Annotated in this window: 25 protein-coding genes; 14 read left to right on the forward strand and 11 right to left on the reverse strand. The window is 56.3% G+C overall.

Going from position 1 to position 26567, the window contains the following annotated elements; all coding sequences use genetic code 11:
* Positions 1–91: 91 nt before the first annotated feature.
* Genes hslO through IB226_RS21725 form a run of 4 tightly spaced genes read right to left on the reverse strand, consistent with a single transcriptional unit; the run spans position 92 to position 4272 of the window.
* Positions 92–964: an Hsp33 family molecular chaperone HslO gene (gene hslO / locus IB226_RS21710; protein WP_192236974.1), complete on the reverse strand. Its 873-nt coding sequence runs from the start codon at positions 962–964 to the stop codon at positions 92–94.
* 24 nt (positions 965–988) lie between these two features.
* Positions 989–1390: a ribosome-associated heat shock protein Hsp15 gene (gene hslR, locus IB226_RS21715; protein ID WP_192236975.1), complete on the reverse strand. Its 402-nt coding sequence runs from the start codon at positions 1388–1390 to the stop codon at positions 989–991.
* An 18-nt stretch (positions 1391–1408) separates the two neighbouring features.
* Positions 1409–2077, reverse strand: coding sequence for a GMP/IMP nucleotidase (gene yrfG / locus IB226_RS21720; protein ID WP_192236976.1), 669 nt, complete (start codon positions 2075–2077; stop codon positions 1409–1411).
* Positions 2078–2130: 53 nt separating this feature from the next.
* Entirely contained in the window at positions 2131–4272 is a 2142-nt protein-coding gene (locus IB226_RS21725) for an intracellular growth attenuator family protein (RefSeq protein WP_137386663.1), read from the reverse strand.
* A 397-nt stretch (positions 4273–4669) separates the two neighbouring features.
* Between IB226_RS21725 and nudE the strand changes: the two genes are divergently transcribed.
* Positions 4670–5236, forward strand: coding sequence for an ADP compounds hydrolase NudE (gene nudE, locus IB226_RS21730; protein WP_101762674.1), 567 nt, complete (start codon positions 4670–4672; stop codon positions 5234–5236).
* Positions 5237–5287: 51 nt separating this feature from the next.
* On the opposite strand, the gene mrcA is transcribed toward nudE, so the two are convergent.
* Positions 5288–7828, reverse strand: a complete 2541-nt coding sequence (mrcA, locus tag IB226_RS21735; RefSeq protein ID WP_110867624.1) for a peptidoglycan glycosyltransferase/peptidoglycan DD-transpeptidase MrcA — start codon at positions 7826–7828, stop codon at positions 5288–5290.
* 149 nt (positions 7829–7977) lie between these two features.
* Here mrcA and pilM point away from each other — a divergent pair, with 149 nt between their 5' ends.
* From pilM to trpS, 12 genes are all read left to right on the forward strand, one after another.
* Positions 7978–8787, forward strand: coding sequence for a type IV pilus biogenesis protein PilM (gene pilM, locus IB226_RS21740; RefSeq protein ID WP_192236977.1), 810 nt, complete (start codon positions 7978–7980; stop codon positions 8785–8787).
* Entirely contained in the window at positions 8787–9329 is a 543-nt protein-coding gene (locus IB226_RS21745) for a PilN domain-containing protein (RefSeq protein WP_192236978.1), read from the forward strand. Before pilM ends, IB226_RS21745 begins: the two co-directional genes overlap by 1 nt.
* Positions 9322–9816, forward strand: coding sequence for a hypothetical protein (locus tag IB226_RS21750; RefSeq protein WP_137386660.1), 495 nt, complete (start codon positions 9322–9324; stop codon positions 9814–9816). The genes IB226_RS21745 and IB226_RS21750 overlap by 8 nt, the downstream gene beginning before the upstream one ends.
* Complete coding sequence (locus tag IB226_RS21755; RefSeq protein WP_192236979.1) at positions 9806–10183, forward strand: HofP DNA utilization family protein; 378 nt, start codon at positions 9806–9808, stop codon at positions 10181–10183. Before IB226_RS21750 ends, IB226_RS21755 begins: the two co-directional genes overlap by 11 nt.
* Entirely contained in the window at positions 10128–11387 is a 1260-nt protein-coding gene (hofQ, locus tag IB226_RS21760; RefSeq protein ID WP_192236980.1) for a DNA uptake porin HofQ, read from the forward strand. The genes IB226_RS21755 and hofQ overlap by 56 nt, the downstream gene beginning before the upstream one ends.
* A gap of 481 nt (positions 11388–11868) precedes the next feature.
* Positions 11869–12390 carry a shikimate kinase AroK gene (aroK, locus tag IB226_RS21765; RefSeq protein ID WP_008107887.1) on the forward strand — a complete coding sequence of 174 codons (522 nt, stop codon included), beginning with the start codon at positions 11869–11871 and terminating at the stop codon, positions 12388–12390.
* A gap of 39 nt (positions 12391–12429) precedes the next feature.
* Positions 12430–13518 carry a 3-dehydroquinate synthase gene (aroB, locus tag IB226_RS21770; protein WP_192236981.1) on the forward strand — a complete coding sequence of 363 codons (1089 nt, stop codon included), beginning with the start codon at positions 12430–12432 and terminating at the stop codon, positions 13516–13518.
* Between the two features lie 64 nt (positions 13519–13582).
* A complete protein-coding gene (locus IB226_RS21775; RefSeq protein WP_192236982.1) occupies positions 13583–14620 on the forward strand; it encodes an SPOR domain-containing protein in 1038 nt (345 codons plus the stop codon).
* Positions 14621–14717: 97 nt separating this feature from the next.
* Complete coding sequence (gene dam, locus IB226_RS21780; RefSeq protein ID WP_101762665.1) at positions 14718–15530, forward strand: adenine-specific DNA-methyltransferase; 813 nt, start codon at positions 14718–14720, stop codon at positions 15528–15530.
* Between the two features lie 65 nt (positions 15531–15595).
* A complete protein-coding gene (gene rpe / locus IB226_RS21785) occupies positions 15596–16279 on the forward strand; it encodes a ribulose-phosphate 3-epimerase (protein ID WP_101762664.1) in 684 nt (227 codons plus the stop codon).
* Positions 16263–16940: a phosphoglycolate phosphatase gene (locus IB226_RS21790; protein ID WP_192236983.1), complete on the forward strand. Its 678-nt coding sequence runs from the start codon at positions 16263–16265 to the stop codon at positions 16938–16940. Before rpe ends, IB226_RS21790 begins: the two co-directional genes overlap by 17 nt.
* Positions 16941–16955: 15 nt before the next feature.
* Positions 16956–17960 carry a tryptophan--tRNA ligase gene (trpS, locus tag IB226_RS21795; RefSeq protein ID WP_101762662.1) on the forward strand — a complete coding sequence of 335 codons (1005 nt, stop codon included), beginning with the start codon at positions 16956–16958 and terminating at the stop codon, positions 17958–17960.
* Positions 17961–18009: 49 nt separating this feature from the next.
* Here trpS and IB226_RS21800 read toward each other — a convergent pair whose 3' ends face one another.
* The 5 genes from IB226_RS21800 to nirB all read right to left on the reverse strand — a co-directional run bounded on the left by IB226_RS21800 (position 18010) and on the right by nirB (position 23638).
* Positions 18010–18456 carry a hypothetical protein gene (locus IB226_RS21800; protein ID WP_192236984.1) on the reverse strand — a complete coding sequence of 149 codons (447 nt, stop codon included), beginning with the start codon at positions 18454–18456 and terminating at the stop codon, positions 18010–18012.
* A gap of 75 nt (positions 18457–18531) precedes the next feature.
* Positions 18532–19896 (reverse strand): siroheme synthase CysG, encoded by a 1365-nt coding sequence (gene cysG, locus IB226_RS21805; RefSeq protein WP_192236985.1) that lies wholly within the window; start codon positions 19894–19896, stop codon positions 18532–18534.
* 44 nt (positions 19897–19940) lie between these two features.
* Positions 19941–20744, reverse strand: a complete 804-nt coding sequence (gene nirC, locus IB226_RS21810; RefSeq protein ID WP_192236986.1) for a nitrite transporter NirC — start codon at positions 20742–20744, stop codon at positions 19941–19943.
* Positions 20745–20774: 30 nt separating this feature from the next.
* Positions 20775–21101 (reverse strand): nitrite reductase small subunit NirD, encoded by a 327-nt coding sequence (gene nirD, locus IB226_RS21815; RefSeq protein WP_101762658.1) that lies wholly within the window; start codon positions 21099–21101, stop codon positions 20775–20777.
* Positions 21098–23638 (reverse strand): nitrite reductase large subunit NirB, encoded by a 2541-nt coding sequence (nirB, locus tag IB226_RS21820; protein ID WP_192236987.1) that lies wholly within the window; start codon positions 23636–23638, stop codon positions 21098–21100. The genes nirD and nirB overlap by 4 nt, the downstream gene beginning before the upstream one ends.
* Positions 23639–23924: 286 nt before the next feature.
* Between nirB and IB226_RS21825 the strand changes: the two genes are divergently transcribed.
* Entirely contained in the window at positions 23925–25208 is a 1284-nt protein-coding gene (locus tag IB226_RS21825; protein ID WP_192236988.1) for a cytosine deaminase, read from the forward strand.
* Between the two features lie 33 nt (positions 25209–25241).
* On the opposite strand, the gene tsgA is transcribed toward IB226_RS21825, so the two are convergent.
* Entirely contained in the window at positions 25242–26420 is a 1179-nt protein-coding gene (tsgA, locus tag IB226_RS21830) for an MFS transporter TsgA (protein WP_192236989.1), read from the reverse strand.
* Positions 26421–26567 lie beyond the last annotated feature (147 nt).

Here is a 26567-nt window from a genome sequence, read left to right on the forward strand (position 1 = left end):
ACTAAAGTCAGCGTTATTTAGCTAATAACCGTGATAAATGATAGGGATACGTTCAGCAGGAATGCGGGCGGATGAACCGCCCGGCAGGTAATTAATGCACGTGATCGCTGTTGTTGGTTGGCGCGTTACGAATGGCGGCAATATCCACCGCATCAAACACGTAATGCGATCCGCAATAGTCGCAATTCATATCGATTTCGCCATCCTCTGCGAGGATTTCGTCCACTTCCTCAACCGGCAGCGTGCTCAGCACTTCACCGCAGCGCTCGCGTGAACAGGTGCACTTGAAGCTGACTGGCGACGGATCGAACACGGTGGCTTCTTCCTGATGATACAGGCGCCACAGCACGTCGGTGGCGGGCAGCTCAATCAGCTCTTCGCTCTTCACGGTTTCGGTCAGCGTGGCGAGGTGATTGAAATCATCCAGGCTCGGCTCTTGCGCTGGCAGCACCTGCAGCAGAATGCCGGCTGCGCCTTTGTCGCTGGTGCGGATAAACAGGCGCGTTGGCAACTGCTCAGAACGCATGAAGTAATCTTCCAGACAACCCGCCAGCGTATCCGCTTCCAGGCCAACCACGCCCTGATAGCGCTCGCCTTTCTCTGGCGAAATGGTGATCACCAGATAGCCGTTACCGACCATCTCTTTCAGGCTGCTGCCGGGTGCGATCTCCGCGTCTTCTTGCACGCGCGCCACGCCACGCAACTCCTGACGGTTGTTACCGTTGATCACCGCCAGCGTCAGCGGACCGTCGCCCTGTAACTGCACCGTGATATCACCGTCAAACTTCAGCGTTGCCGTTAGCAGGCTGGTGGCTACCAGCAGCTCGCCCAGCAAGGTTTTTACCGGCTCAACGTAGTTGTGATTTTCGACGATTTCACGCCAGGTTTCGCTCACATTGACCAGCTCGCCGCGCACGGCGACATTTTCGAACAGGTAACGGTGCAGTTGATCGTTTGCAGACATAGTGTTTCTCTCGTTGGGGGCGCGTTATTTATCACCCGACAATTTAAATTTCATCAGATCGCGGCGCTCTTTCTTATCCGGGCGGCGATCGGGGTGCGGCATGGTTAAGGCATTCATCTTGCGTGCCAGCGCGGTTTTCTCGCGCTTGTCGATGCTGGCGGCGGTTTCGGCATACAGCGCCTGGGCTTCGCTGGCCGGACGACGCTGATCGGTCACGGCGGTGATCACCACGGTGCGCTCATCGTTGCCCTGACGCAGCGTCAATTCAGCATTTAGCTCCACCATTTTGCTCGGCTTGCTGCGCTGACCGTTGTAATGCACTTTGCCGCCTTCGACCATTTCGCGTGCCAGCGCACGCGTTTTGTAGAAGCGTGCGGCCCACAGCCATTTGTCGAGGCGCACGCCTTCGCTCACTTTCTCTTTCATGGTATTGCGGCTCCTGCTTTAACGCAGCGTCTCACACAACTGGCGATAATCGCGTACCGCCGGATGACGCTGGAAAGATTGATCGGGCCGACCGGAATCCGGATTGCTGACGCCTAAGCACCAGCGGATGCCCCAGCGTGTTGCTGCATCCAGAATCGCTTCGCTGTCATCAATGAATAGCGTGCGCGCGCTGTCAAACGCAGTGTGTTGCTGAACGGCTTGCCAGAGACGCGGATCCTCTTTCGGATATCCAAAGGTATGGGTGGAAAGTAATAAATCAAGGTGGGCAGCTAATCCGGTCTGCTCCAGTTTCACATCCAGATTGTAAGGATGCGCATTGGTCAACAGAATCGTACGTTTACCTGCGGCACGCAGCGCCTGCAATAGTGGCAGCGTATCTTCACGCATTGCCGCGCGGTGGCGCTTCTCCCACGTCATGGCGTGAATATCCAGCGCCAGTTCCTGCGACCAGTAATCGAGACAATACCAGTTTAGCGTATGCACCACGGCCTGGTATTTCTGCTCAATCAGCTGATGCGCTTCGCCCAGCGTGATGGCTCGTTCGCGGCTTAGGGTTTCCGGAACGTGTTCCAGCCAGAAGTGGCGATCAAAGGCGAGATCGAGCAAGGTGCCGTCCATATCCAGCAGCACGGTATCAATCTCTGACCAGTTAAACGTAACCTGCATTGTCTTTCTCGCCGCAAAAAAGTGGGCGACAGGGTAGCACAGAAGGAGAGGGCTCAGAACAGCGAGCGCACGCTCTGCATAGTGTTCAGATTGTGGTTGAAGCACTTATCGTAATACTGCTGAATTTCCGCCATGCGCAGGCGATTGCGATGAATACGACGCAGCGCCAGCAAGCCGTTGATCACCGCGCTGGCAATCAGCACCAGCATCAACAGCGTAGTACCCAAATAGCGCCATTGCGCCATGGCATCCGGCTCGTTATGCAGCGCGATATGGCGTGTGCCGTTGGCATCGGTGGTAATACTGGTGATGATGCCGCTGGCGGCGAATGGCGTATGCAGCAGCATGCCGGACATGCGTTGCAGTTCGCGCCATTGCGAAGGTGCATCAAGATCGAACAGCGGTACCGACGGCTGCGGCTGCATCACCATCTGACGACCTTCATCACTGACAATCAGGAAGCCACCCGGCGGTGGACTATTAAGGTTTTCAGCCGCACGACGCGTTTCACGCGCGAAGAAGCTGGAGGTGGCGGTGTTCACCAGATTTTCCAGCGCTTCGGCACTCACCGGACGCAGCAGCACGTTCATGCCATTCAGCTTGCCAGAATCCGCACGGTGAATCAGTGAATCCCAATCTTTGGCGTTGCCGAGATTCACCAGCGCATTTTTCAGGCGTACGCAATCCTGCTGCTGGCTGCACAGATCCTGGGTTTTCAGCACCAAATCCGAGAAGTCATCCAGCAGAATCATGCCCGATTTCTGAATCGCCGAGGCGAGCTGCGGGTTGAGTTTGGGATCGGTATTGGTTTCCGGATGCAGCTGGCGCGTGGTGGTATCGAGCAGCGCCGAGGCTTTATCGATGATCTCCGATTGCGGCTGTGGCAGCGGCGCGGCGTTATTCCAGTAAATCGCCGAGCAGTCGAACGGCATGTAGGCGTAGCTGCGATTGCTTTGATAATTGCCCGGTACCGAACACATGCCGGTGCCACCCACTTTCAAAATGTCGCCGATGTGCAGCGGCAGCGCATTCAGCTTATCCACGCTATTCACTTCAATGCTCTCGGTGCCTTTCACCCACGCAAGGCTGAGTTTGATCGGCATACTGAGAGGAATCCAGGTGAATAGCATGACCAGCACCAGCAGCGAGCCGCACGCCAGCACCAGATTTTTACGCCAGCGCTGCACCGGGAAGTTACGCACTTCGTCCTGCAGCGACAGGAAGCGACCCTGACGCACTACCTGACGATTGAGGTACATATCGACGTCGGTGGTTTGGCCTAAATCGTGCGCTACATACGGCTGCCAGTGCGCGGGATAGATTAAATCAATAATGCCCAGCGAGATGTTGCTCTGCTCCTGATTGGATTCACCAAACAGGCCCCAGCGCTTGGGCGCACCGCGCAGGCAATGCACATCGCGCAAACCTTTGGCGCCAGGGAAGCGATAGAGGAACCACAGGCTAACGGCGATCATCAGGCAGCCGAGCAGCGCAATCCAGCCCATCAGGCTGCCGGGCAGCACCAGACTCAGGAAGAACAGCAGGAAAGCGAAACAGATGGCGACCGCTTCACGCGTGCCGTCGGCGCGAGACAGCTGATACTCTTCTGAGGTCTCTTTGCGTACCTGCAGCAGCTCAACATTCTCGCTCTCTTCTTTACGAATTGACGCGTTAGTGGACATCGGCCGCACCAGTGGCGGCAGCGCCGGTTGTTCCACCGCGTAATTCACCAGCGAATGTCCGTTAAGCGAAATCACCAGCGGCAGCGTTTGCGTGCGGATCAGCTCTACGTGGTTCTCTTCGGCTATGTACTGTTCCCAAAGCGGCGGAAGATGCACTTCGACTTCATCGAGATAGTAGCGCCACTTCTGCGGATCGTCGGTGGAGAGGCCATAGCGGGTGATGGAGCGGGTGACAGGATAAACATTGTTGCTTTGCGCGGTGAGCGTCAGCGCTTGAGGTTCGCGCGGCTTCTTTGCGGATCGCGCGCTGCTGTGTTGCTGCTGTTTCACCAGTAGCGCGATGTACTTTTCAACGGCAGCGCGTTCTTCGTCGGTGAGCTTGCGATTAGGCGGACTGATAAACGGCAGTGGTTTCGCCAACGGCGGACGATGCCGCATAGCGAACCAATAGCCAATACCTGCTAATAAGGAACAGGCGAGCATGACAGCCAGAATGACAATATAAGTGCTCATGCTTTGCTCAATCCAGCCAAAAAACTGCCTTCACGTTAACGAATTACTCCCGGTGAATCCATCAATACAAGTCAATTTTGGCGAGCAGATGTCATTCTGACAAGGGAAAAGTCAGATAAAATAACGCGCAAAATCATTTAATTATAGTTTGTTAGATCATTCCTTAACGGGATGTTAACCAGACATGACTCAACTAAATATCGGTATTTTCTGAATTTAACCCAACACCGTTGACTTATTGTGAATTTTTAACTGCATAGATAACAAGAAGTTGTTAGCAGCCATAAGTGAATGTGTGTCACCATAGTTTACTTACGCTGCGTGTCGCACAATAGTTCTGGCTTCGGTATGCTGGCGTCATCACGTTTCACAGGGTTGTGCTAAGTTTGAGGCTGATATGAAAACCCCAATGAAAAAACCTGACATCCTCAATGTGGCAGCGGTGGCCCGCTCCCGCCTGTTCACCATCGAAGCGGTCGATCTCGCTTTCAGCAATGGCGCGCGACGCGTCTATGAGCGGATGAAACCTTCCGACCGTGAAGCGGTGATGATTGTGCCGATTATTGGCGATGACGTGATCCTGATCCAGGAGTACGCCGTCGGTCTGGAAAGCTATGAACTGGGCTTTCCTAAAGGGCTAATCGATCCTGGCGAAAGCGCCTTTGAAGCCGCCGATCGTGAACTGAAAGAAGAAGCGGGATTTGGTGCCACCAAACTGGAAGCGCTGGGCAAGCTGACCATGGCGCCCTCATATTTCTCCAGCAAGATGAACATCGTGGTGGCGGAAGGTTTGTACGAAGAGAAGCTGGAAGGTGATGAGCCGGAGCCGCTAATTGTCCATCGCTGGCCGCTAAATAATCTGCTGGCGCTGCTGGATGAACCCGACTTCCGCGAAGCGCGTAACGTCAGCGCGCTGTTTATGGTGCGTGAGTGGCTGGTGAAGCAGGGCCGTTTAAGCTACTAAATTGCATCATCATTAAAAAAAGAAAGCCGGCGCATTTGCCGGCTTTTTTGATCAGAACAGTTCGTGGCTTTCGCCGTTGTCCATGAGGGTGGTGCCGACATCATGCACCGAATACTCGGTTGGCTGGGTGCCGTTGATGAAGTACTCCTGACGCGAGTTACCGCCGTTAGCCAACTTGCCGGTGCCGCGATCGATGTTAACGGTGACCACGCCATCTGGCGGTGTTAGCGGCTGTACCGGCACGCCTTCCAGCGCGGATTTCATATAGTCATCCCACGCTGGCTGTGCACTCTTCGCGCCGCCTTCGTAACCGGAGATTTGATCCGGTATCGCACCTGACATGGTGGAGCGACCCAACGCGCGCGAATCATCGAAACCAATCCACACCGACGTCACCACGCCCGGACCATAACCAGAGAACCACGCATCTTTCGAGCTGTTGGTGGTACCGGTTTTGCCGCCGATATCGTTACGCTTCAGGTCACGACCGGCACGCCAGCCCGTTCCCATCCAGCCCGGCTCGCCGAAGATGTTGGTGTTCAGCGCGCTCTTGATCAGGAATGACAGCGGCGTGTTGATCACGTGCGGAGCATACTGCTGCTCGCCACCCGGCTGTGCAGGCACTTGCTCCAGCTCCGGTTGCGGCACGGTTTGGTTCTGCGATTGATCGGAGGTCGCGACATTCTCGACGCTCTCTTCATTCAACGCGACCGACTTTTTGGTATCGCCATAGATCACCGGCAGGTTGCACTGCGGACAGGCAATCTTCGGTTTCTCTTCGAAGATCACGCCGCCTTGTTCATTCTCAATCTTCGCGATGAAGTACGGATCAACCAGGAAGCCGCCGTTCGCCATCACCGCGTAGCCGCGTACCACCTGCATTGGGGTAAAGGACGCCGCGCCTAAGGCTAACGATTCGGTATGCACGATGTTCTGCGCCGGGAAGCCGAAACGCTGCAGATATTCCGCCGCGTAATCAACGCCCATCGCACGCATCGCACGTACCATCACCACGTTTTTCGACTCGCCTAACCCCTGACGCAAACGGATTGGACCTGCATACGTTGGCGGTGAGTTCTTCGGACGCCAGTCAGCACCCGCACCGGCATCCCAGCGCGAAATCGGCACGTCATTGAGAATCGATGCCAGCGTTAAACCGCGATCCATTGCTGCGGTATACAGGAAAGGTTTGATGTTGGAACCCACCTGACGCAGCGCTTGGGTTGCGCGGTTGAACATGCTCTGGTTGAAGTCGAAACCGCCGACCAGCGCGCGAACCGCACCATCTTCTGGATTGAGTGACACCAGCGCCGAGTTCACCGCCGGAACCTGGCCGAGCCACCAGTCGTCATTCACTTTACGCACCCAAATCTGCTGGCCGGTCTGCAGCACCTGCGTCACGCTGCGCGGCGTTGGGCCTTGCAGCGTGTCAGATTTGTAAGCGCGCGCCCAGCGTACACCGGCCATATTCAGCGTAACGCTGCTGCCATCTTTCAGCATCGCCGTGGCGTGATCGGCGCTGGCGCTGGTGATCACCGCAGCATTCAGCGGTCCGTAAGTTGGCAGATTTTTCAGCGCATTCTGGATGCGGGTTTGATCCCAGCTCGCTTCGCCCACTTTCCACAGCACATTGGTTGGACCGCGATAGCCGTGGCGCATGTCATACGCCATCACATTATTACGCACCGCCTGCTGCGCGGCTTCCTGCAGATGGCGGGTGACGGTGGTGTAAACCTTGTAACCATCTTCATAGGCTTTATCGCCATAACGCTTCACCATCTCCTGACGCACCATTTCACTTAAGTAAGGTGCAGAGAAGGCGATTTCCGGGCCGTGATAGCTGGCCGTCAGCGGCGAGTTACGCGCTTCGTTATATTGCTGCTGCGTGATGTAGTTTTGATCCAGCATACGCGCCAGCACCACATTACGACGCGCCAGCGCACGCGTATGAGAATAGAGCGGGTTGAACGTCGAAGGTGCTTTTGGCAACCCAGCAATCATCGCCATTTCACTCAGCGACAGTTGATCAATAGGTTTACCAAAGTAGACCTGCGCCGCCGCGCCCACGCCGTACGCGCGATAGCCGAGATAAATCTTGTTGAGATAGAGCTCAAGGATTTCATCTTTGCTCAGCAACTGTTCGATACGGATCGCGAGGAACGCTTCCTTAATCTTACGCATCAAGGTGCGTTCCGGGCTGAGGAAGAAGTTACGCGCCAGCTGTTGAGTAATGGTGCTGGCGCCCTGCGAGGCGTGACCGGACATCAGCGCAATGCTGGCTGCACGGAAAATCCCCACCGGATCGACACCGTGATGCTCGTAGAAACGGCTATCTTCGGTGGCAATAAACGCTTTGATTAACTCAGGCGGCATCTGTTGTAGGGTCAGCGGGACACGGCGCTTCTCGCCGTACTGGGCGATCAGATCGCCATCCGCGCTGTAAACCTGCATAGGAGTTTGCAGGCGCACATCTTTCAATGTGTTCACATCAGGCAGCTGCGGCTCTATGTATTTGTACAAACCATAAACCGTGCCGGCTCCCAGCAAAATGCAACACACTGCAAGGATCAATAAATACTTTACGAACTTCACCTGAGAATTCCCATCTGTTGTCGTTTGAGCAGTTTATAAGCAACCGCGCGGTAGTATAAAGACAAGCCTGACGCATTCATATACCTGTCAGGCTTGAAGTTGCCGGGGTATCAGCACTCTGACCTTTTAATGATAAGGAGATCGCGCGTATGGCTTTTCAGCGCTGGCAAATTGGACTGGATATCCAAAACGGACAACTGTGTGCCCTTGGCATCGAACGCCGACGTCATGGTTGGCAGTTGCGACACTGGTGGCAACAAACGCTGCCGCAAGATACGTTAAGAAACGGCGTGCTGCAAACCACGCCTGCGTTACTGGATATGTTAGGGCGCTGGCAGCGCCATCTGCCGAAGCGCTATTCACTGCGCGTTGGCCTGCCGCCGCAATTGGTATTGCAACGCACTTTACCGCTGCCGGAAACCTCGCTGCGTGAACCCGCGCTGGGGCGCTATGTGGCGGCTTCTGCGCAGCGTCTGTTTCCTGTCGAACCCGCTTCGCTGTCGCTGGATTATCGCTCACCGGGCAAGGATGCACCGCTTTACGTTACCGCGGCACGGCGCGAGGTGATTACGCAATGGCTGACGCCGCTCAAGCAGGCAGGTCTGCGACCGGACGTATTCGAACTGAGTAGCCTGGCGCTGACGCAGATCGCCATGCGCCTGCCGTTACGCCACAACCACTTATTGATTCATCCACTTAGCGATCATTGGCTATGGACGCTGGTGGGGGAAAGCACCACTTCAGGCGCAGCCACCGAACCGCTCACCCTCGCGCAGCTGCGCGAAACCTTCCCGCAGATGGAAAGCGTATTCTGCACCTCAACTCAGGTTTTGCCTGAGGAGCAGGTTAAACGCTTCAAGCCGTTTTCGCTGCTGCACTATCTGCAACCGCCGTTGCCTGCACAGGAAGGTATTTTTGCCATCGCGCTTGGGCTGGCGCTGCGGCCGGAGGATGTCTGATGCTGGCGGTCAACCTGCTTCCCTGGCGCCTCCAGCAATCGCAGCGGCGGCGCCAGCAGAGTCTCTCGCTGCTGTCGCTCACGCTGGCCTGCACCTTGCTGATCCTCTCATTACTGTGGTGGCGCGGCGTCATTGCACGGCAGCAACAAACGGATGCGCTGATGGATATTACTTCTCTCCTCAGCGCGCTGCAGCTACAGCTGGAACAGCAGCAATCGCTGTTGAAGCTGCGTGAATCACTTCTTCAGGCGCAGCTGGCACAGCTGCAACGGCAAGATCAGCATCAGCGCTGGCAGCATTTTTGGCAGCAACTACCGGAGTTAATGCCTGACACCTTGTGGCTCAATCGCCTCGAACGTCGGCAAGGGCAACTGGTGCTGGAAGGGCAAGCGCAGAGCATGGCGGCGGTCAGTGATTTTCGTCATCAGCTCATGACTCAGCCGCTGTTCAGCAGCGTAAAGCAGGGCGCTGTGAAGCGCGAAGCGGGTGGCGACTATCGTTTTGCTTTGCATGCGCGCGTGCAGGAGGTAGCCGATGAATGAACTCCTGCAGCGCTGGCTGATGCTCACGCTGCCGCTGCGCATGCTGGGACTTTTGACATTATCGCTGGGGCTGTTTGCGCTGACGTGGATCGTGCTGCTTCGTCCGCAGCAGCAGATGCGTGAAGCGCAAGCGCGGCAGCTGGAACAGATGCGTCAACAGCAGCAACAGCGGTTGCAACAGCTGGCTTCACTTCCGGCGATTGATGTGTTGCAGAGCGAAATTAGCCTGCTGCAGCAACCCACGAAGGATGCCGGCACTCAGCAAACGCTGGAGCGAATCGTGGCAGCGCGCGGCAATCAGCTGGAAGCCTGGCATCCAGATAGCCAACCGCAGCAGCTGCAGTTAAGGCTTGCCTGGCCGCAATTTCTGCCGCTGTTTAGTGAACTAGCTAGCACCCGATTACCGGTGCCACAACGCTTTCAGCTGCAAGCCGAGCAAGGAGTATTGAACACGCAACTGTGGCTGGAGAGTGACGATGCGGAGTAGCGCCTTGCTGTTGTGGCTTTGTAGCTCGCTGGCGCTGGCGCGCGATCCTTTCCAGCCGCTGGCAGCAACGCTGTGTCAGACGCAGGTTGCTGCGCCAGAAGGCTGGCGCTTGCAGGGCATTATTGGCACGGCGCCGCACTACGTGGCGTGGCTGGTGTCACCTCAAGGCAAAAGCCATCGGGTGGATAATCAAGCGCCTTTTCCCCAGCCGCCCTGGCAAGTCGTGCAGCTTACGTCGCGCATGCTGGTGTTGAGCGCAGCACAAAGCTGCACGCCACAGCAAATCACATGGGTAATAAAAGGAGGTTTTTATGAAATGGATGACGTTACTGATGCTGCTGTGTCTGAGCATGCCGCTGCGCGCTAACGACGACCGATTAAGTCTGACGTTTGATGATGCGCCGGTTGAACGCATTTTGCAGGCGCTGGCAGATTATCAGCAGACCAACCTGCTGATTGCGCCGGGCGTTGAAGGTCGGCTGTCGCTGCGATTAGACAATGTCGGCTGGGATCGCGCGCTCGCGCTGGTGACGCAGCTGGCAAAACTCACCGTGGTGCAGGAAGAGGGCGTTTTGCTGGTCTATCCGGAAAGCTGGCAGCAGCAGCAGGCGCAACAGGAAAAGGTGGAGCGTGAGGAGGAGAAGCAGCAAACGCCGCTGGAACAACAAACCGTGACGCTGCATTACGCCAGCGCCAGCGATATTTACCGCAGCCTGCAAGCCGAACGCTCGTTGATGACGCCGCGCGGTAGCGTCACGGTCGATAGCCGCACCAACAGTTTACTGCTGCGCGATACGGCTGAGGCATTGCGTGACACCGAGCGCTGGTTAAAAGCGCTGGATTTGCCGCTCGAGCAGGTTGAGCTCGCGGCACATATCGTCACCATCAATGAAGAGCATCTGCGCGAGTTAGGTGTTAACTGGGGCACGTCACCGGCAGAAGTGGTAACGCAGGCGTTGCGCAACCCGCTGCTCGAGATTCCTCTTGCGGTGAGTAATCCGGCGTTTCGCGCGGGCGTGACGCTGGGCCAGGTCAGCGGCGAATTGCTCAATCTGGAACTGAGTGCGCTGGAGCAGGAGAACCAAATCGAAATCATCGCCAGTCCGCGCTTGTTTACCTCGCATCAGCAAACCGCCAGCATCAAACAGGGCACGGAAATTCCTTATGAGGTGAAATCGGGCAACAGCGGTGCCACCGCCATTGAATTTAAGGAAGCGGTTTTAGGCATGGAAGTGACGCCGGTGGTGCTGGGAAATGGCCGCATTCAGCTCAAACTGCGGCTGAGCCAGAACTTGCCAGGGCGCAGTGTAAACATTGGCGACAACCAGGTGCTGAGTATTGATAAGCAGGAGATCGAGACTCAGGTGACGCTGCACGATGGCGAAACCTTAGCGCTGGGCGGCATTTTCCAGCAGCAGCGTACGCAGAGCGAAAAACGCGTGCCCTGGCTGGGCGATATGCCTTTATTAGGGAATTTGTTCCGTCAGCAAACTGATGAGCAGAAGAAAAAGGAGCTGGTGATCTTTATTACTCCCAGACTGGTCAGGGAAGCAGCGCTTACTGCCGGATAAAGCGGAAAATTCGTTCTGTGAGGCCAACTGCGTTGACGCAGGGCTGGAATTAGCTTACAAGGTTTAGCGATTTTCAAAATGGTGTAACGGAACGCGGCAGAATAACCTTCCGAATGACGTTGGTCACAAGCGATACTGACGTCAAAAGAAATATCGCCAAAATAATTCGAGCTCCAGTAAGACGTTAAATGAGTGAATGCACTGTGCTTACATCGGTAAGCGATGACAGTGGATGACCCCGGCCAGCGTGCCTGTAGCACGAAATATAGCGGATCAGCGGAGGTGCGTTACCGTCTCGCGAACCACAGACCGGTCCTGTTAAGAGGTCGCCGGGGGCAATTTATTCGGTTGCCAAACGGCCATGAGTGTTGAGATAATTTTCCGTCTGACTCTTGTTAACGCTCATGAGGTCTCAGTTCCTGTCCCGCCAGCTATGCTGAACGCGGGGTATCATCAACGAATTCTTAGTAATACCGATAAAATGGCAGAGAAACGCAATATCTTTCTGGTTGGGCCGATGGGTGCCGGCAAAAGCACTATTGGTCGTCAGTTGGCTCAGCAACTCAATATGGAATTTTTCGATTCCGATCAGGAAATTGAGCGACGCACCGGAGCGGATGTAGGCTGGGTATTTGATGTGGAAGGCGAAGAAGGCTTCCGCGATCGTGAAGAAAAGATCATTAATGAGCTGACCGAGAAGCAAGGCATTGTCCTCGCGACCGGTGGCGGCTCAGTCAAATCCCGCGAGACCCGTAATCGTCTCTCCGCCCGCGGTGTGGTCGTATACCTTGAAACCACCATCGAAAAGCAACTTGCACGAACCCAGCGTGATAAAAAGCGTCCGCTGTTGCAGGTTGAATCACCGCCGCGCGAAGTACTGGAAGCGCTAGCTGGTGAACGTAATCCGCTTTATGAAGAGATCGCTGATGTCACTATTCGCACTGACGATCAGAGTGCAAAAGTGGTGGCCAATCAGATCATCAACATGCTGGAAAAGAACTAATCCAGCGCCCTGAGGGCTCAGCAATAGGTATCGGTCATCATGGAGAAGATCACTGTCTCACTCGGGGATCGCAGTTACCCCATCACCATCGCTGCCGGACTGTTTAACGATCCGGCTTCTTTTTGGCCGCTCAAAGCAGGCGACAATGCCATGCTGGTGACAAACCAGACCCTGGCGCCGATCTATCTTGAACCCCTGTCAGCGCTGCTCAGCAATGCCGGCATTAAGGTAGATCAGGTCATTTTGCCTGATGGTGAGCAGTACAAAACCCTGGCGGTCATGGACGAGGTGTTCACCGCGCTGCTGAAAAAGCCGCACGGTCGTGATACCACGTTGATTGCACTCGGTGGTGGCGTGATTGGTGACTTAACCGGATTTGCTGCAGCCAGCTATCAGCGTGGCGTGCGCTTTATTCAGGTGCCGACCACGTTGTTGTCTCAGGTTGACTCCTCCGTCGGTGGAAAAACCGCGGTAAACCATCCACTCGGCAAAAACATGATTGGGGCGTTTTATCAGCCCGCGTCTGTCGTAGTGGATACCCATTGCCTGACCACTCTGCCACCGCGCGAACTAGCGTCCGGTCTGGCGGAAGTGATCAAATACGGCATTATCCTTGATGGCGAATTCTTCCAGTGGCTAGAGCAAAATCTTGATGCTCTGCTGGCGCTGGATGAAAAAGCCCTGGCTTACTGCATCCGTCGCTGCTGCGAGCTAAAAGCAGAAGTGGTTGCGGCTGATGAGCGCGAAACCGGCGTACGTGCACTGCTCAATCTGGGCCATACTTTTGGTCATGCGATTGAAGCGCACATGGGCTACGGCAACTGGCTGCACGGCGAAGCGGTGTCGGCTGGCATGGTGATGGCCGCACGTACCGCTGAACGTTTAGGGCAGTTCACCTCGGTTGAAACCGATCGCATTATCGCGCTGCTGCTGCGTGCTGGTTTGCCTGTACATGGCCCGGCGAGCATGGCGGCGGAAGATTATTTGCCACACATGATGCGCGATAAGAAAGTGCTGGCGGGCGAGCTGCGTCTGGTGCTGCCTCTCGCTATTGGCCGCTCTGAAGTGCGTGGCGGTGTGGCTCATGATATGGTGCTGGCAGCAATTAACGATTGCCAGAAACCCTGATTATTAGAAGTGATGAGTGGTGATGCGGCGTGTGGGAAGCGCGTCGTTTTACGGAGGAGGCTAAATGGATGAGTTCAAACCGGAAGACGAGTTAAAACCTGACGCCAGTGACCGCCGTCCGACGCGGCCACGCAAATCGTCTTCTGCGCCGAAAGTGAAAGTACCGGTTTCCCGTCAACATATGATGATGGGCATTGGTATTTTGGTTCTGCTGTTGGTGGTGCTGGGGATTGGTTCAGCATTAACCGGCCCAGACGAGAAGAAACCCGCAACCAATACCGCAAATAATGGCGCGGCACCTTCTGCCGGTGGCAGCGAAAAGAACATCGACCTTTCGGGATCGACGTCCATGAGCGGCCAGCAAAACGCCACGCCTTCTGCTGAAGGCAGCGTAGCGCAAAACACCGCGGGCACAACTGCACCAGCGGGCAGCGATGGTCAATCCATCTCGATGCCATCGGTCTCCTCGACGCCGACGCAAGCTGCGCCTGTGGATACGCCAGCTAACCAACAACGTGTCACGCTGCCGGGCGATCTCAATAGTGCGCTGAACAATCAGCAAGGTTCTGTCGATGCCGCAGCACAAGGCGCGCAGGGTAATAGCTCGCTGCCAACCGCGCCGGCCACAGTCAGCGGCAACGGTAAAGCGATCACGCCGCCAGCCATGCGTTCAGAAACCCCCGCGCGCACCAGCAACAACGGTACACGCGAGACGCACGCGTCGACGCCGCATAAAACACCGACCGCCACTAAACCAGCAGCTGTGAAAGAGAACAACACCCGCACCACCGCGACGCGTAATCCCGCGCCTGCCAGTGCGAGCGGTGCCAGCAAATCGTTGCCGTCGGGCGGAAACTACACGCTGCAGTTGAGCGGTGCGTCGAAAGAAGAGAGCCTGAACGCCTGGGCGAGAAAACAGAACCTGAGCGGTTATCACGTGTATAAAACCACGCGTAACGGCGAACCTTGGTATGTGTTGGTGAGCGGCGCTTACGCCACGCCAGCCGATGCGAAACGCGCCGTGGCATCGCTGCCAGCGGAAGTGCGTGCGGCCAATCCGTGGGTAAAACCGCTTAGCCAGGTGAAGAAAGAAAGCCAGTAATGAGATGTGGGGCCGCAAACATGCGGCCCCGTTTAAAGCGCAGAGCTGCTGTCGGTTCCACCACAGCCAATAATTAAGATGTAATAACCACGACAGCATGAAAAAAAATCGCGCTTTCCTGAAATGGGCCGGAGGGAAATACCCGCTCCTCGATGACATCCGTCGTCATTTGCCACAAGGTGATTGTCTAATCGAACCCTTTGTCGGCGCCGGTTCCGTGTTCCTCAACACCGACTATGACCGCTATCACCTGGCGGACATCAACGGTGATCTCATCAATCTGTATAACATCGTCAAAACGCGTACCGCGGCTTTCATTGAAGACGCGCGCCAGCTTTTCAACGCTGAAGGCAACACGGCAGAAACCTACTACGCGCAGCGCATCGCCTTTAATGCGAGCAAAGATGAATATCAGCGCGCGGTGCTGTTTCTGTATCTCAATCGCCACGGTTATAACGGTCTGTGCCGCTACAATTTGCGCGGTGAGTTTAACGTGCCTTTTGGCCGGTATCGCAAGCCGTACTTCCCGGAAGCGGAGCTGCTCTGGTTTGCCGAACGGGCGCAAAAAGCGACCTTTGTCTGTGAATCGTACGATGTTACTCTGAACAACGCCGTTGAAGGCTCAGTGGTTTATTGCGATCCGCCGTATGCCCCGCTTTCGGCGACAGCAAATTTTACCGCTTACCACACCAACAGTTTTAGTCTGCGCGAGCAGCAGCATCTGGCTGAGTTAGCCAATAAGCTTTCGCAGCAAAATCGCATCCCGGTACTGATTTCAAACCACGATACGGTACTCACGCGTGAGTGGTATCAGAATGCGGATTTACACATAGTCAAAGCCCGGCGTTCCATCAGCCGAAGCATAAGTGGTCGCACGCAAGTCGACGAACTGCTAGCGCTTTTCCGCTAGCCTGTTTCGTCCGCGACCAAGGCATTACGCCAGCTCAGGCTGGCGCACAAAATTGGGAGAATCGGATGAAACAATTTTTACTGGCCCCATCAATTCTGGCTGCTGACTTCGCGCGTTTGGGTGAAGACACGGCCAAAGCGCTGGCGGCAGGTGGTGATGTGGTCCATTTCGATGTGATGGATAACCACTACGTTCCCAATCTGACGATGGGGCCGATGGTGCTTAAAGCGCTGCGCGATTACGGCATCACTGCACCTATTGATGTGCATCTGATGGTTAAACCTGTGGATGCATTGATCCCGGAATTCGCTAAAGCGGGCGCCACCTTCATCACTTTCCACCCGGAAGCCAGCGAGCATGTTGATCGCACGCTGCAGCTGATCAAAGAGCATGGTTGCAAAGCGGGTCTGGTGTTCAACCCTGCGACGCCGCTCCACTACCTCGATTATGTAATGGATAAGCTGGACATCATTCTGCTGATGTCGGTGAACCCAGGCTTTGGCGGTCAATCCTTCATTCCCGGTACGCTCGACAAACTGCGTCAGGCGCGTCGCCTGATTGATGAGAGTGGCTACAACATTCGTCTGGAAGTGGATGGCGGCGTGAAAATCGATAACATCGGCCAGATTGCTGCCGCCGGTGCCGATATGTTTGTTGCCGGTTCCGCGATCTTCGGTCATCCGGATTACAAAAAAGTGATCGATGAGATGCGTGGCGAACTGGAGAAAGTTAATGGCTCATTTCACTGATATCCGCGCGCTGGCGTTTGACCTCGACGGTACGCTGGTCGATAGCGCACCGGGCCTGGCACAAGCCATCGATCATGCGCTGAGCGATCTGCAGCTGCCGCCGCCGGGTTTGGCATTGGCTTCTACCTGGATTGGTAACGGCGCTGACGTGATGATGACCCGCGCGCTGACCTGGGCGCTGGGACGCGAGCCGCATGCCGAAGAGCAACGCGATGCGCGTGCGCTGTTTGACAAACATTACGCGCAAACGGTAGAAGCGGGCAGTACGCTGTTCCCGCAGGTAGTAGAGACGCTGGCGGCTTTGCAGGCGAAAGGCCTGCCGTTGGCGATCGTCACCAACAAGCCAACGCCATTTGTGGCGCCGCTGCTGAAGTCGCTCGGGATTGCTGAGTACTTCACGCAGATTATCGGCGGTGACGACGTAATTGTGAAAAAGCCCCATCCAGCGGCCATTTTCCTCGTCCTTGGCCATTTTGGCGTGCTTCCGGGACAATTACTGTTTGTCGGCGATTCTCGCAATGATATTCTCGCGGCCCAGGCGGCAGGCGTACCGAACATCGGTATGACATTCGGCTACAACTACGGCGAGCCGATTGCTACCAGCCAACCCGATTTAACTCTCGACTCTTTTGACGAACTTTTGCCCGCTATCGGGCTGTGATTATCAGGACATAACATGAGCAAACCCATCGTTTTCAGCGGCGCCCAGCCTTCCGGTGAACTGACCATTGGCAACTATATGGGTGCGCTGCGTCAGTGGGTGCAGATGCAGGATGATTTTCACTGCATTTACTGCATCGTCGATCTGCACGCCATCACCGTACGTCAGGATCCAACCGCGCTGCGTAAAGCCACGCTGGATACCTTAGCGCTCTATCTTGCCTGCGGCATCGACCCGGCGAAGAGCACCATCTTTGTACAGTCGCACGTGCCAGAGCATGCGCAGCTGAGCTGGGTGCTGAACTGCTACGCCTATTTTGGCGAGCTGAGCCGCATGACGCAGTTCAAAGATAAATCTGCGCGCTACTCTGAAAACATCACCGCAGGCCTGTTTGATTATCCGGTGCTGATGGCGGCCGATATCCTGCTCTATCAAACCAATCAGGTCCCGGTTGGCGAAGATCAGAAGCAGCACCTGGAGCTGAGCCGCGATATCGCCCAGCGTTTCAATGCGCTGTACGGCGATGTGTTCAAAGTGCCTGAACCGTTCATTCCGAAATCGGGTGCACGCGTGATGTCGCTGCTTGAGCCGACCAAAAAAATGTCCAAGTCAGACGACAACCGTAACAACGTGATTGGTCTGCTGGAAGACACCAAAGCGGTGGTGAAGAAGATCAAACGTGCGGTAACCGACTCCGCCGAGCCGCCAGTGGTGCGCTACGACGTCAAAGAGAAAGCCGGTGTATCAAACCTGCTGGATATTCTTGCGGGCGTGACCGGTAAAACCATTGCGCAGCTGGAGCAAGAGTTCGAAGGCAAAATGTACGGCCATCTGAAAGGTGAAGTGGCTGAAGCGGTTTCCGGCATGTTGACCGAGCTGCAGGAGCGCTATCATCGTTTCCGTAACGATGAAGAGTTGCTGAATCAGGTGATGCGCGATGGCGCAGCAAAAGCCCGCGCTCATGCGCAGGAAACGCTGAAGAAAGTGTATGAAGCGGTAGGTTTTGTCGCACAGCCGTAAGCGGTTTGCGGAATAGAACAGAACGGCGGGTCATTTGACCCGCCGTTTTTTATTTGATGCGATGTAACGCCAGTTCCGCGCCATCCCAGAACAGGCGGGCGTTACCGTCAGCCAGCACGCTGATCACCGCGCCCGGCGCAGGTCCCCACGCCTGGTTGCCACAACTCACATTGAAACCGTAACGGAAGGTGAAATCACGATCCTGGCCCGCGCCATTGGCGGCGCTCAGGCGCGGCTTAGCGTTGCAGTTATCGACGGAAGGATTGATGCTGCGCTCAGCAGTGCCGCGCGTCCAGGTGATCGCATTCAGCTTAAACGCCACGCGCGCGCCCATAAACTGTGGATCATTCTTGATATACAGCTGACCGACTTCCTTCTTAGGCGTTACCGCCACCACCTGCCATTCACCCACCACGTTCGACCAGGTAACCGGTGCGGCGGTAGCAACCGCGCTTAACGGCAATAACAACGCGCAAATCCGTGAAGCAACGCGCATGGAAACTCCTTATTGACGAGAAAGATGGCCCATAGTCTGGCGACAAAGCGCAGCGCTGTACAGTTTTTTGCCGTTTCAAAACCAGCGTAACTGAGAACGCAGTTCCACCACGCGACCAACAATAATCAGAGCCGGACTGGCAAACTGCTGCGCCAGCGTGGCCAGTTCCGCCAGCGTTGCGGTCTCAACGCGCTGCTGCGGCGTGGTGCCATTCTGCACGATCGCCACCGGCATCGCAGCATCCATGCCGTGTTGCAACAGCTGCTGCTGAATTTCCGGCGCCTGCGCCAGCCCCATATAGAACACCAGCGTTTGCTGTTCAGCCGCCAGCTTGCGCCACTCAATTTTACCATGCTGCTGCAAATGGCCGGTGACGAAACGCACGCTCTGCGCGTGGTCGCGATGCGTCAGCGGAATACCGCTGTAAGCAGAACAGCCCGAGGCGGCGGTGATGCCCGGCACCACGCTAAACGGGATGTTGTGCTGCGCCAGCAGTTCCAGCTCTTCACCGCCGCGGCCGAAGATAAAGGGATCGCCACCTTTTAGTCGCACCACCCGCTTGCCGCTCTGCGCCTGCTCAAGTAAAACCTGGTTGATCTGCGATTGCGGTACGCAGTGATTGCCGGCTTGTTTGCCGACAAAGATGCGCTCCGCATCGCGGCGGACCAGATTAAGAATCGGCGCCGAGACCAGGCGGTCATACACCACCACATCGGCCTGCTGGATGTGCTGCAAACCTTTCAGCGTCAGCAGCCCCGCATCGCCCGGCCCGGCGCCTACCAGCACCACTTCGCCTTGCTGCGACAGCGGCGCATCGAACAAGGTCTCGACGATGTGCTCGGCGCGTGGCCGATCGCCATTCGCCAGGGTTTGCGCCAGACGATCGCTCACGAAGAAGCGCTCCCAGAAAGCGCGCCGCTGCGCCATGCTGTTAAAGCTACGCTTCACACGATTGCGCAACGATCCGGCTAAGGACGCTAACTCACCCAGATGTTGTGGCAGCATCGCTTCAAGTTTTTCACGCAGCAAACGCGCCAGCACCGGCGCGCGACCGCCAGATGACACGGCGATCATCAGCGGCGAACGGTCGACAATCGACGGCATAATCGCGCTGGCTTCCTGCGGCGCATCCACCAGATTGCAAAAGATGCGCCGCCGCTCAGCCGCATCGCCAACCTGCTGATTCACCGCATCATCATCGGTGGCGGCAATCACCAGCCAACAACCCGCGAGCCAGCGCTCGTCAAACGCGCCGGGGAGTAAGGTCAACTTTCCCTGTTGTGCCCACTGCTGAAAAGCGGGAGAGAAATCCAGCGCGCCAACCTGCAAATTGGCACCGGCGTCCAACAGCAAACGCGCTTTGCGTTCTGCCACATCGCCACCGCCCACCAGCAAACAGCGCTTGCCTTGCAGGCGGCAAAACAGCGGAAAGTAGTCCATAGCTCATCCTGAAAAAAGCCCGCGCAAGGCGGGCTGAAAAAGTGTTATGCGGTTTTGAGCGGCGCGGCTTGCGCTTCGGCCTGCGGGCGCTGCGCCTGCGGTGTGGCGTACCAGTAACCGAGGCCCATCAGCACCATGCCGGAGAACATATTGCCCAGCGTCACCCACAGCAGGTTGTGGCCGATGCCGCTTAGCGTGAAGTCGGCATTATGCTGACCAAACCACGACAGCGCAAAGACCGTCATGTTGGCAATCGAGTGTTCGTAGCCGGAAGCGATGAACGCCAGCAAACACCACCAGATGGCGATGAACTTCGCCGTGCCTTCGGTACGCACCGCCATCCAAATCGCCAGGCAGACCAGCCAGTTACAGAGCGCGCCTTTAAAGAACAGCGCCATGGCTGGCTGCGTGGTTTTTGCCAGCGCCGCGCTGTGCAGCAGCGATCCGGCATTTGGCAGCAGCGGTCCCGCCGCATAGTAATAAATCAGCGCGACGAATACTGAACCGACAAGATTACCCAGCCAGGTTTGCGGCAGCACGCACCACATCTGGCCTTGCTTGATGCTGCCGGCTTTGACGCCGATGGTCAGGAACATGGTGTGGCCGGTGAACAACTCGGAACCAGCGATGATCACCAGCGTTAAAGCGATACCGAAAGTCGCGCCCATCAGCAGCGGACGATAAGCCGGATCGACCAGATTGCCGAGCGTGAAGATCAGGATAATCGCCAGGCCAACGTAAGCGCCCGCCATCGCCGAGCTGATCCAGAAGGCCAGCGGGCTGTGCTGCGCCGTACGCACAATGCGCGCCGCGTTGGCGGCGCATTTATTCAGGGTGTCAGTAAACATAGTGACGTCTCATAAAGTGAAGGAATGCTGTCAGGCGCAGATCTCGACCTTGCCATCGCGAACGCGCACCGGATAGCTCGCCACCGAGCGCGCTTCGTCTTCCAGACACAAGCCATCGCTCAGGCGGAAGCGCTGTTTCTTCAGTGGACTCGCCACCCACAGCGCCTGCTGGTGCTCCGCAATCAGACCGCGTGACAACACGCTGGCTTGGGCGAAAGGATCGATATTGCTCAAGGCGTAGAGTTGCTCATCGTCGTGCGGACGGAAGAGGGCAATCTGCTGGCCTTTGATCAGCGCACATACGCCGGTCGCAGGCAGAATTTGGCTGAGTTCACACACCGAATGCCACTGGCTCATGCGTCGATCTCCTCAATCAGAGTGACCGCAATGCGCTCGGCGGGTTGCGCCGGACGATGCTGATCGCGTTGGTTGATGTGCTGTACCAGCGGATCGCGGCGATCGCTGTTGATGAAAGTGCGGAAGTGACGCTGCTGCTGCGGATCCTGCAGCGTCGCGGTCCATTCACATTCCACTGCCGCGCGCAGACGCGCCAGCTCCGTTTCAAGCTGCGTATTCAGACCGAGTTTGTCATCAATAATCACGCTGCGTAGATAGTCAATGCCGCCTTCCATGCTTTCCAGCCACAGCGAGGTGCGCTGCAGGCGATCGCCGGTGCGGATGTAGAACATCATGAAGCGGTCGAGATAGTGCAGCAGCGTATCGCGATCAAGATCGGCAGCCAGCAAATCGGCGTGACGTGGCTTCATGCCGCCATTGCCGCACACATACAGGTTCCAGCCTTTCTCGGTGGCGATGATACCCACGTCTTTGCCCTGCGCTTCGGCGCATTCGCGCGTGCAGCCGGAGACGCCAAACTTCATCTTGTGCGGGGTACGAATGCCTTTGTAGCGATGCTCCAGCTCAATGCCGAAGCCGAGGCTATCGCCTACGCCAAAGCGGCACCAGACGCTGCCGACGCAGGTTTTCGCCATGCGCAGCGCTTTGGCATACGCTTGTCCGGTTTCAAAACCGGCATCAATCAGCTGCGTCCAGATCGCCGGCAGATCATCGCGCTGCGCACCAAACAGGCCAATACGCTGCGAGCCAGTGATTTTGGTGTAGAGATTGTACTGGCGCGCCACGGCGCCAATCGCCATCAATCCTTCCGGCGTGATTTCGCCTCCTGCCGAGCGCGGGATCACCGAGTAAGTACCGTCTTTCTGAATATTGCCGAGGAACAGATCGTTGCTGTCCTGCAGCGGTGCGAGCTGTGGCTTCAGCACATATTCGTTCCAGCAGGAAGCCAGCAGTGAACCAACCGTCGGTTTACACACCTCGCAGCCGTAGCCCTGACCATATTTCGCCAGCAGCGCGTCGAACGATGTGATCTCTTCCACGCGAATCAGGTGATACAGTTCCTGACGCGAATAGGGGAAGTGCGCGCACAAATGATTGTTCACTTCGATGCCCTGACGGCTCAATTCAGCGTTCAGCACCTGAGTAATCAACGGAATACAGCCGCCGCAGCCGGTGCCGGCGCGGGTTTCGGTTTTCAGCGCTGCGACGGTGTGGCAACCGCCTTGCACCGCTTTGACGATATCGCCTTTGCTGACGTCGAAGCAGGAACAGATTTGCGCGCTGTCCGGCAGCGCATCAGCCCCCATTACCGGCTTCTCGCCGCTGCCCGCAGGCAGGATCAGCAACGTCGGATTTTCCGGTAGCGCGATGTTATTCAGCGCCAGCTGCAGCAGATTGCCGTAATCGCTGGTGTCACCGACCAGCACCGCGCCCAGCAGCGTGCGGTTATCTTCGCTGACGATCAGGCGCTTATAGATATTTTTCTGCTCATCAAGCCACACGAAGCTGCGCGCGCCCGGCGTGCGGCCATGCGCATCACCAATGCCACCGACATCAACGCCCAGCAGTTTCAGCTTGGCGCTCATATCTGCTCCGGCAAACGCGTTGTCGCGGCCAACCAGCCGATCGCTGGCGACCTGCGCCATTTTGTAGCCTGGCGCGACTAAGCCATAAATACGGTTCTGCCAGGCGGCACACTCACCAATGGCGAAGATATCCGCATCGCTGGTCTGGCAATGATCGTCAATGGCGATACCGCCGCGCGCGCCCAGCTGCAGACCGCACTGTTTGGCCAACTTGTCTTGCGGGCGAATGCCGGTGGAGAAGACGATGAAATCGACATCCAGCGCGCTGCCGTCAGCAAACTCCAGCGTTTTACCGCCTTGCGCGTGATGGACGATCTGCTGGGTGTTTTTGCCGGTGTGAACGCGCACGCCCATCTGCTCGATCTTGCGACGCAGCTGCTCGCCGCCTTGCGGATCGAGCTGTTCCGCCATCAGCACCGGCGCGAACTCAATGACGTGGGTTTCGACGCCGAGGTTTTTCAGCGCGCCTGCCGCTTCCAGTCCCAACAGGCCGCCGCCAATTACCGCGCCGCGTTTGCTGCGGCGTGAACAGGCTTCAATGGCGTTGAGATCTTCAATGGTGCGATAGACATAGCAATCACTGCCTTCCGCGCCGGTAATCGGTGGAATCCACGGATAAGAGCCGGTGGCGAAAATCAGCGTGTCGTAATGCACCGCGCGACCGCTATTCGAGTGAATCAGTTTTTCATCGCGGTTAATGGTGATGGCGCGTTCGCCGAGCAGCAGCTTTACCTGATGCTTTTCGTAATACCCTTCGCGAACCAGTGAGAGTTCTTCGGCGGTGTGATGGGAAAAATAGGCGGAAAGGTGGACGCGGTCATAGGCGACGCGAGGTTCTTCACAGAAAACGGTTATCGCAAACTGATTAGATTCATCTTTATCGATAAGTTCTTCTATAAAGCGGTGGCCGACCATGCCGTTGCCAATAATAACGACACTGTGCTTGCTCATGCTTGCCTCAAAAATTGCGGTATCTGCGCCTACCTTAGCGCGGCGCTTTTGGAACTTATTGATATACATCAAGCGCACCCTTATATACCTATTTCGAGTTATGTAACTGATTTTGAACGAATTAGTTAAGTGGCTTATTTGGTTGATAATTACCTAATCATTTCTTCGCCGCACATTCCGTAGCGGCACGATTCATCGCGCAATAAATTGCACCGCTACGGAATGTGCCCGCGGTGACAGGGGTTTTCATGCTAGCTTTAGGTTTTGTGTTTTACAGGAGTAAGGCATGGCCGACCCGTCACTGAAGTGGATCAACAACCTGCGCTTAGCGGGCCAGCAAGGCTTGTGGCAGATCGAAATCGCCAACGGCAAGATTACGCAAATTCGCCCACAGCCGCCGCAAACCGCAGCCCAGCCTGACGCGCTGGATGCGGAGGGCGGACTGGCGAGCGCGCCGTTTATCGAGCCGCATATTCACCTCGATACCACGCAAACCGCTGGCGAACCCGCCTGGAACCAATCCGGCACGCTGTTTGAAGGCATCGAGCGCTGGGCGGAGCGCAAAGCGCTACTGAGCCATGACGACGTGAAACAGCGCGCGCAGCAAACCCTGAAGTGGCAAATCGCCAACGGGATTCAGCATGTGCGGACTCACGTCGATGTCTCCGATCCCACGCTGACCGCGTTAACAGCGATGCTGGAGGTGAAAGCGGAAATGGCGCCGTGGATCGACATCCAGATTGTGGCGTTTCCGCAGGAAGGCATTCTCTCTTATCCCAACGGCGAAGCGTTGCTGGAAGAGGCGCTACGCATGGGCGCGGATGTGGTAGGTGCGATTCCGCACTACGAATTCACCCGCGAATACGGCGTGGAGTCGCTGCATAAAACCTTTGCGCTGGCTAATCGCTACGATCGGCTGGTGGATGTGCACTGCGACGAGATCGACGATGAGCAGTCGCGCTTTGTCGAAACCGTGGCGGCGCTGGCACACCGCGATGGCAACGGCGAGCGCGTCACCGCCAGCCACACCACGGCGATGCACTCCTACAACAATGCCTACACGTCGCGGCTGTTCCGTCTGCTTAAGCTCTCAAATATCAACTTTGTCGCCAATCCGCTGGTGAATATCCATCTGCAAGGGCGCTTTGATAGCTATCCGAAACGTCGCGGCATCACGCGGGTGAAAGAGCTTATGGAAGCAAATATCAACGTCTGCTTTGGCCACGATGATGTGTTCGATCCCTGGTATCCGCTCGGCACTGCCAGCATGCTGCAGGTGCTGCACATGGGATTGCATGTCTGTCAGCTGATGGGTTACGAGCAGATTGATAATGGATTGCAGCTGATTACCGCCAACAGCGCCAAAACCCTGCAGCTGACGAATTACGGTATTGAAGCAGGTAATGATGCCAGTCTGATTATCCTGCCGGCGGAGAGTGGATTTGATGCGGTGCGGCGTCAGGTGCCGGTGCGTTATTCAGTGCGTAAAGGTGTGTTGGTCGCTGCGACGCAGCCCGCCAGCAGCGAGATCTATTTAGCGGGAAAAGAAGCGGTAACCTTCAAACGCTGAAGAGCAGGGCGGACCGCGGTCCGCCCGTCAAACTTAGTGGGTGACGTGACCGTGCTGGCGATGTTTGGTCACAAAGCCGAGCAGAACACACATCACAAACACCACGGCGTACAAACCGTTAGCCGTTGAGAGCGCAGCATGTGCGCCACCTTGCGCCACGATTGGGCCGGTTACCACGAAGGTCAACATGGTGCCGACGGTGCCGCAGGTCAGGATGAAGTTCACCAGCTTCGGTGAAGAGACCTTGGTTTGCAGCGATCCCAGCGTGATGATGGTGGTGTAAATCGCGCTTGAGCTGAAGCCCAGCGTCATGATGATCCAGTGCAGCATGCTGGCGTCTTTAGAAGTGACGAACCAGTACATCAAACCGGTTGCCAGCGCCGCCAGCACCATCAGGATGCGCTGCAGATCGAAGAAGCGCAGTACGAAGCTGAACACCCACATGCCGACCATGTACGCGGTCCAGAAGTTACCTACCAACTGACCGGCAGCGGCGATATCCATGCCCATCGATTTGGTGGCGTATTCCGGCACCCACGAGATGAAGCCGAGCTGGCCGAGGATATAGCAGAGTGCTGCAATCGACAGGAACAGCACGCCGATGCCCCATTTCTCTTTCTCAACGCCTGGCTTAGCCGCTTCGCTTTTCAGCACCGGGAACTCAATGAACAGCGTCAGCACAAAGATCGCGACATAAATGATGCCGATGCAGGCGTAAACCCAATACCACGGCAGCGCGCGCGCCAGCAGGATACCGGCGATGATCGGGAAGATGGTGCCCGCCATGCTGAAGAACGAATCGGTAAACAGCAGACGTGCGCCGCGCTGACGGCCATCGTACAGATGGGTGATCAGGAAGGTACCGATCGACATCGTGATGCCGCTGACGACGCCGAGGATAAACATGCACAGCGAGAAGACGGTGAGATCGTGGCTGGTCATCAGACCGGCAACGGCGAGGATCATCAGCACAAAGCCAAAGATCAGCTGGCGCTTCAACGGCACAATCACCATCAGCCAGGCGTTCAGGAACACCGACACCAAAATGCCCGCATTGAGGAATGTGAAGGTGTTGCTCATTTCTGAAATAGGGCGCTGGAAATAGTGCGCGATATTGTCCAGCACCATACCGGTAACGATCACCAGTGCGCCGGTGAGCGCATAGGAGAAATAGCTAATCCAGGTAAGGCCAATGCGATTACGGTTTGTCATGTTCTGAACCTGTTAAGCGCCGAAGGTGGCAAAAGTGTCATGAATTGTAAGTGTTGCTGTGATCTTAATAAACAACGAGTGTAACAAGGCGGAAATATTTCATTGAGAGTGTGATTTTCATCACGCAAATGATTGCGTGATGGCAAA

Origin of the sequence: Pantoea sp. PNT03 (assembly GCF_014852515.1) — a bacterium.
GTDB lineage: Bacteria > Pseudomonadota > Gammaproteobacteria > Enterobacterales > Enterobacteriaceae > Pantoea > Pantoea leporis.

What these genes read in the sequence shown, in the direction of transcription:
- hslO (WP_192236974.1), bottom strand. Translation starts at nt 964, where the DNA reads ATGTCTGCAAACGATCAACTGCACCGTTACCTGTTCGAAAATGTCGCC.
- hslR (WP_192236975.1), bottom strand. Translation starts at nt 1,390, where the DNA reads ATGAAAGAGAAAGTGAGCGAAGGCGTGCGCCTCGACAAATGGCTGTGG.
- yrfG (WP_192236976.1), bottom strand. Translation starts at nt 2,077, where the DNA reads ATGCAGGTTACGTTTAACTGGTCAGAGATTGATACCGTGCTGCTGGAT.
- IB226_RS21725 (WP_137386663.1), bottom strand. Translation starts at nt 4,272, where the DNA reads ATGAGCACTTATATTGTCATTCTGGCTGTCATGCTCGCCTGTTCCTTA.
- nudE (WP_101762674.1), top strand. Translation starts at nt 4,670, where the DNA reads ATGAAAACCCCAATGAAAAAACCTGACATCCTCAATGTGGCAGCGGTG.
- pilM (WP_192236977.1), top strand. Translation starts at nt 7,978, where the DNA reads ATGGCTTTTCAGCGCTGGCAAATTGGACTGGATATCCAAAACGGACAA.
- IB226_RS21745 (WP_192236978.1), top strand. Translation starts at nt 8,787, where the DNA reads ATGCTGGCGGTCAACCTGCTTCCCTGGCGCCTCCAGCAATCGCAGCGG.
- IB226_RS21750 (WP_137386660.1), top strand. Translation starts at nt 9,322, where the DNA reads ATGAATGAACTCCTGCAGCGCTGGCTGATGCTCACGCTGCCGCTGCGC.
- IB226_RS21755 (WP_192236979.1), top strand. Translation starts at nt 9,806, where the DNA reads ATGCGGAGTAGCGCCTTGCTGTTGTGGCTTTGTAGCTCGCTGGCGCTG.
- hofQ (WP_192236980.1), top strand. Translation starts at nt 10,128, where the DNA reads ATGAAATGGATGACGTTACTGATGCTGCTGTGTCTGAGCATGCCGCTG.
- aroK (WP_008107887.1), top strand. Translation starts at nt 11,869, where the DNA reads ATGGCAGAGAAACGCAATATCTTTCTGGTTGGGCCGATGGGTGCCGGC.
- aroB (WP_192236981.1), top strand. Translation starts at nt 12,430, where the DNA reads ATGGAGAAGATCACTGTCTCACTCGGGGATCGCAGTTACCCCATCACC.
- IB226_RS21775 (WP_192236982.1), top strand. Translation starts at nt 13,583, where the DNA reads ATGGATGAGTTCAAACCGGAAGACGAGTTAAAACCTGACGCCAGTGAC.
- dam (WP_101762665.1), top strand. Translation starts at nt 14,718, where the DNA reads ATGAAAAAAAATCGCGCTTTCCTGAAATGGGCCGGAGGGAAATACCCG.
- rpe (WP_101762664.1), top strand. Translation starts at nt 15,596, where the DNA reads ATGAAACAATTTTTACTGGCCCCATCAATTCTGGCTGCTGACTTCGCG.
- IB226_RS21790 (WP_192236983.1), top strand. Translation starts at nt 16,263, where the DNA reads ATGGCTCATTTCACTGATATCCGCGCGCTGGCGTTTGACCTCGACGGT.
- trpS (WP_101762662.1), top strand. Translation starts at nt 16,956, where the DNA reads ATGAGCAAACCCATCGTTTTCAGCGGCGCCCAGCCTTCCGGTGAACTG.
- IB226_RS21800 (WP_192236984.1), bottom strand. Translation starts at nt 18,456, where the DNA reads ATGCGCGTTGCTTCACGGATTTGCGCGTTGTTATTGCCGTTAAGCGCG.
- cysG (WP_192236985.1), bottom strand. Translation starts at nt 19,896, where the DNA reads ATGGACTACTTTCCGCTGTTTTGCCGCCTGCAAGGCAAGCGCTGTTTG.
- nirC (WP_192236986.1), bottom strand. Translation starts at nt 20,744, where the DNA reads ATGTTTACTGACACCCTGAATAAATGCGCCGCCAACGCGGCGCGCATT.
- nirD (WP_101762658.1), bottom strand. Translation starts at nt 21,101, where the DNA reads ATGAGCCAGTGGCATTCGGTGTGTGAACTCAGCCAAATTCTGCCTGCG.
- nirB (WP_192236987.1), bottom strand. Translation starts at nt 23,638, where the DNA reads ATGAGCAAGCACAGTGTCGTTATTATTGGCAACGGCATGGTCGGCCAC.
- IB226_RS21825 (WP_192236988.1), top strand. Translation starts at nt 23,925, where the DNA reads ATGGCCGACCCGTCACTGAAGTGGATCAACAACCTGCGCTTAGCGGGC.
- tsgA (WP_192236989.1), bottom strand. Translation starts at nt 26,420, where the DNA reads ATGACAAACCGTAATCGCATTGGCCTTACCTGGATTAGCTATTTCTCC.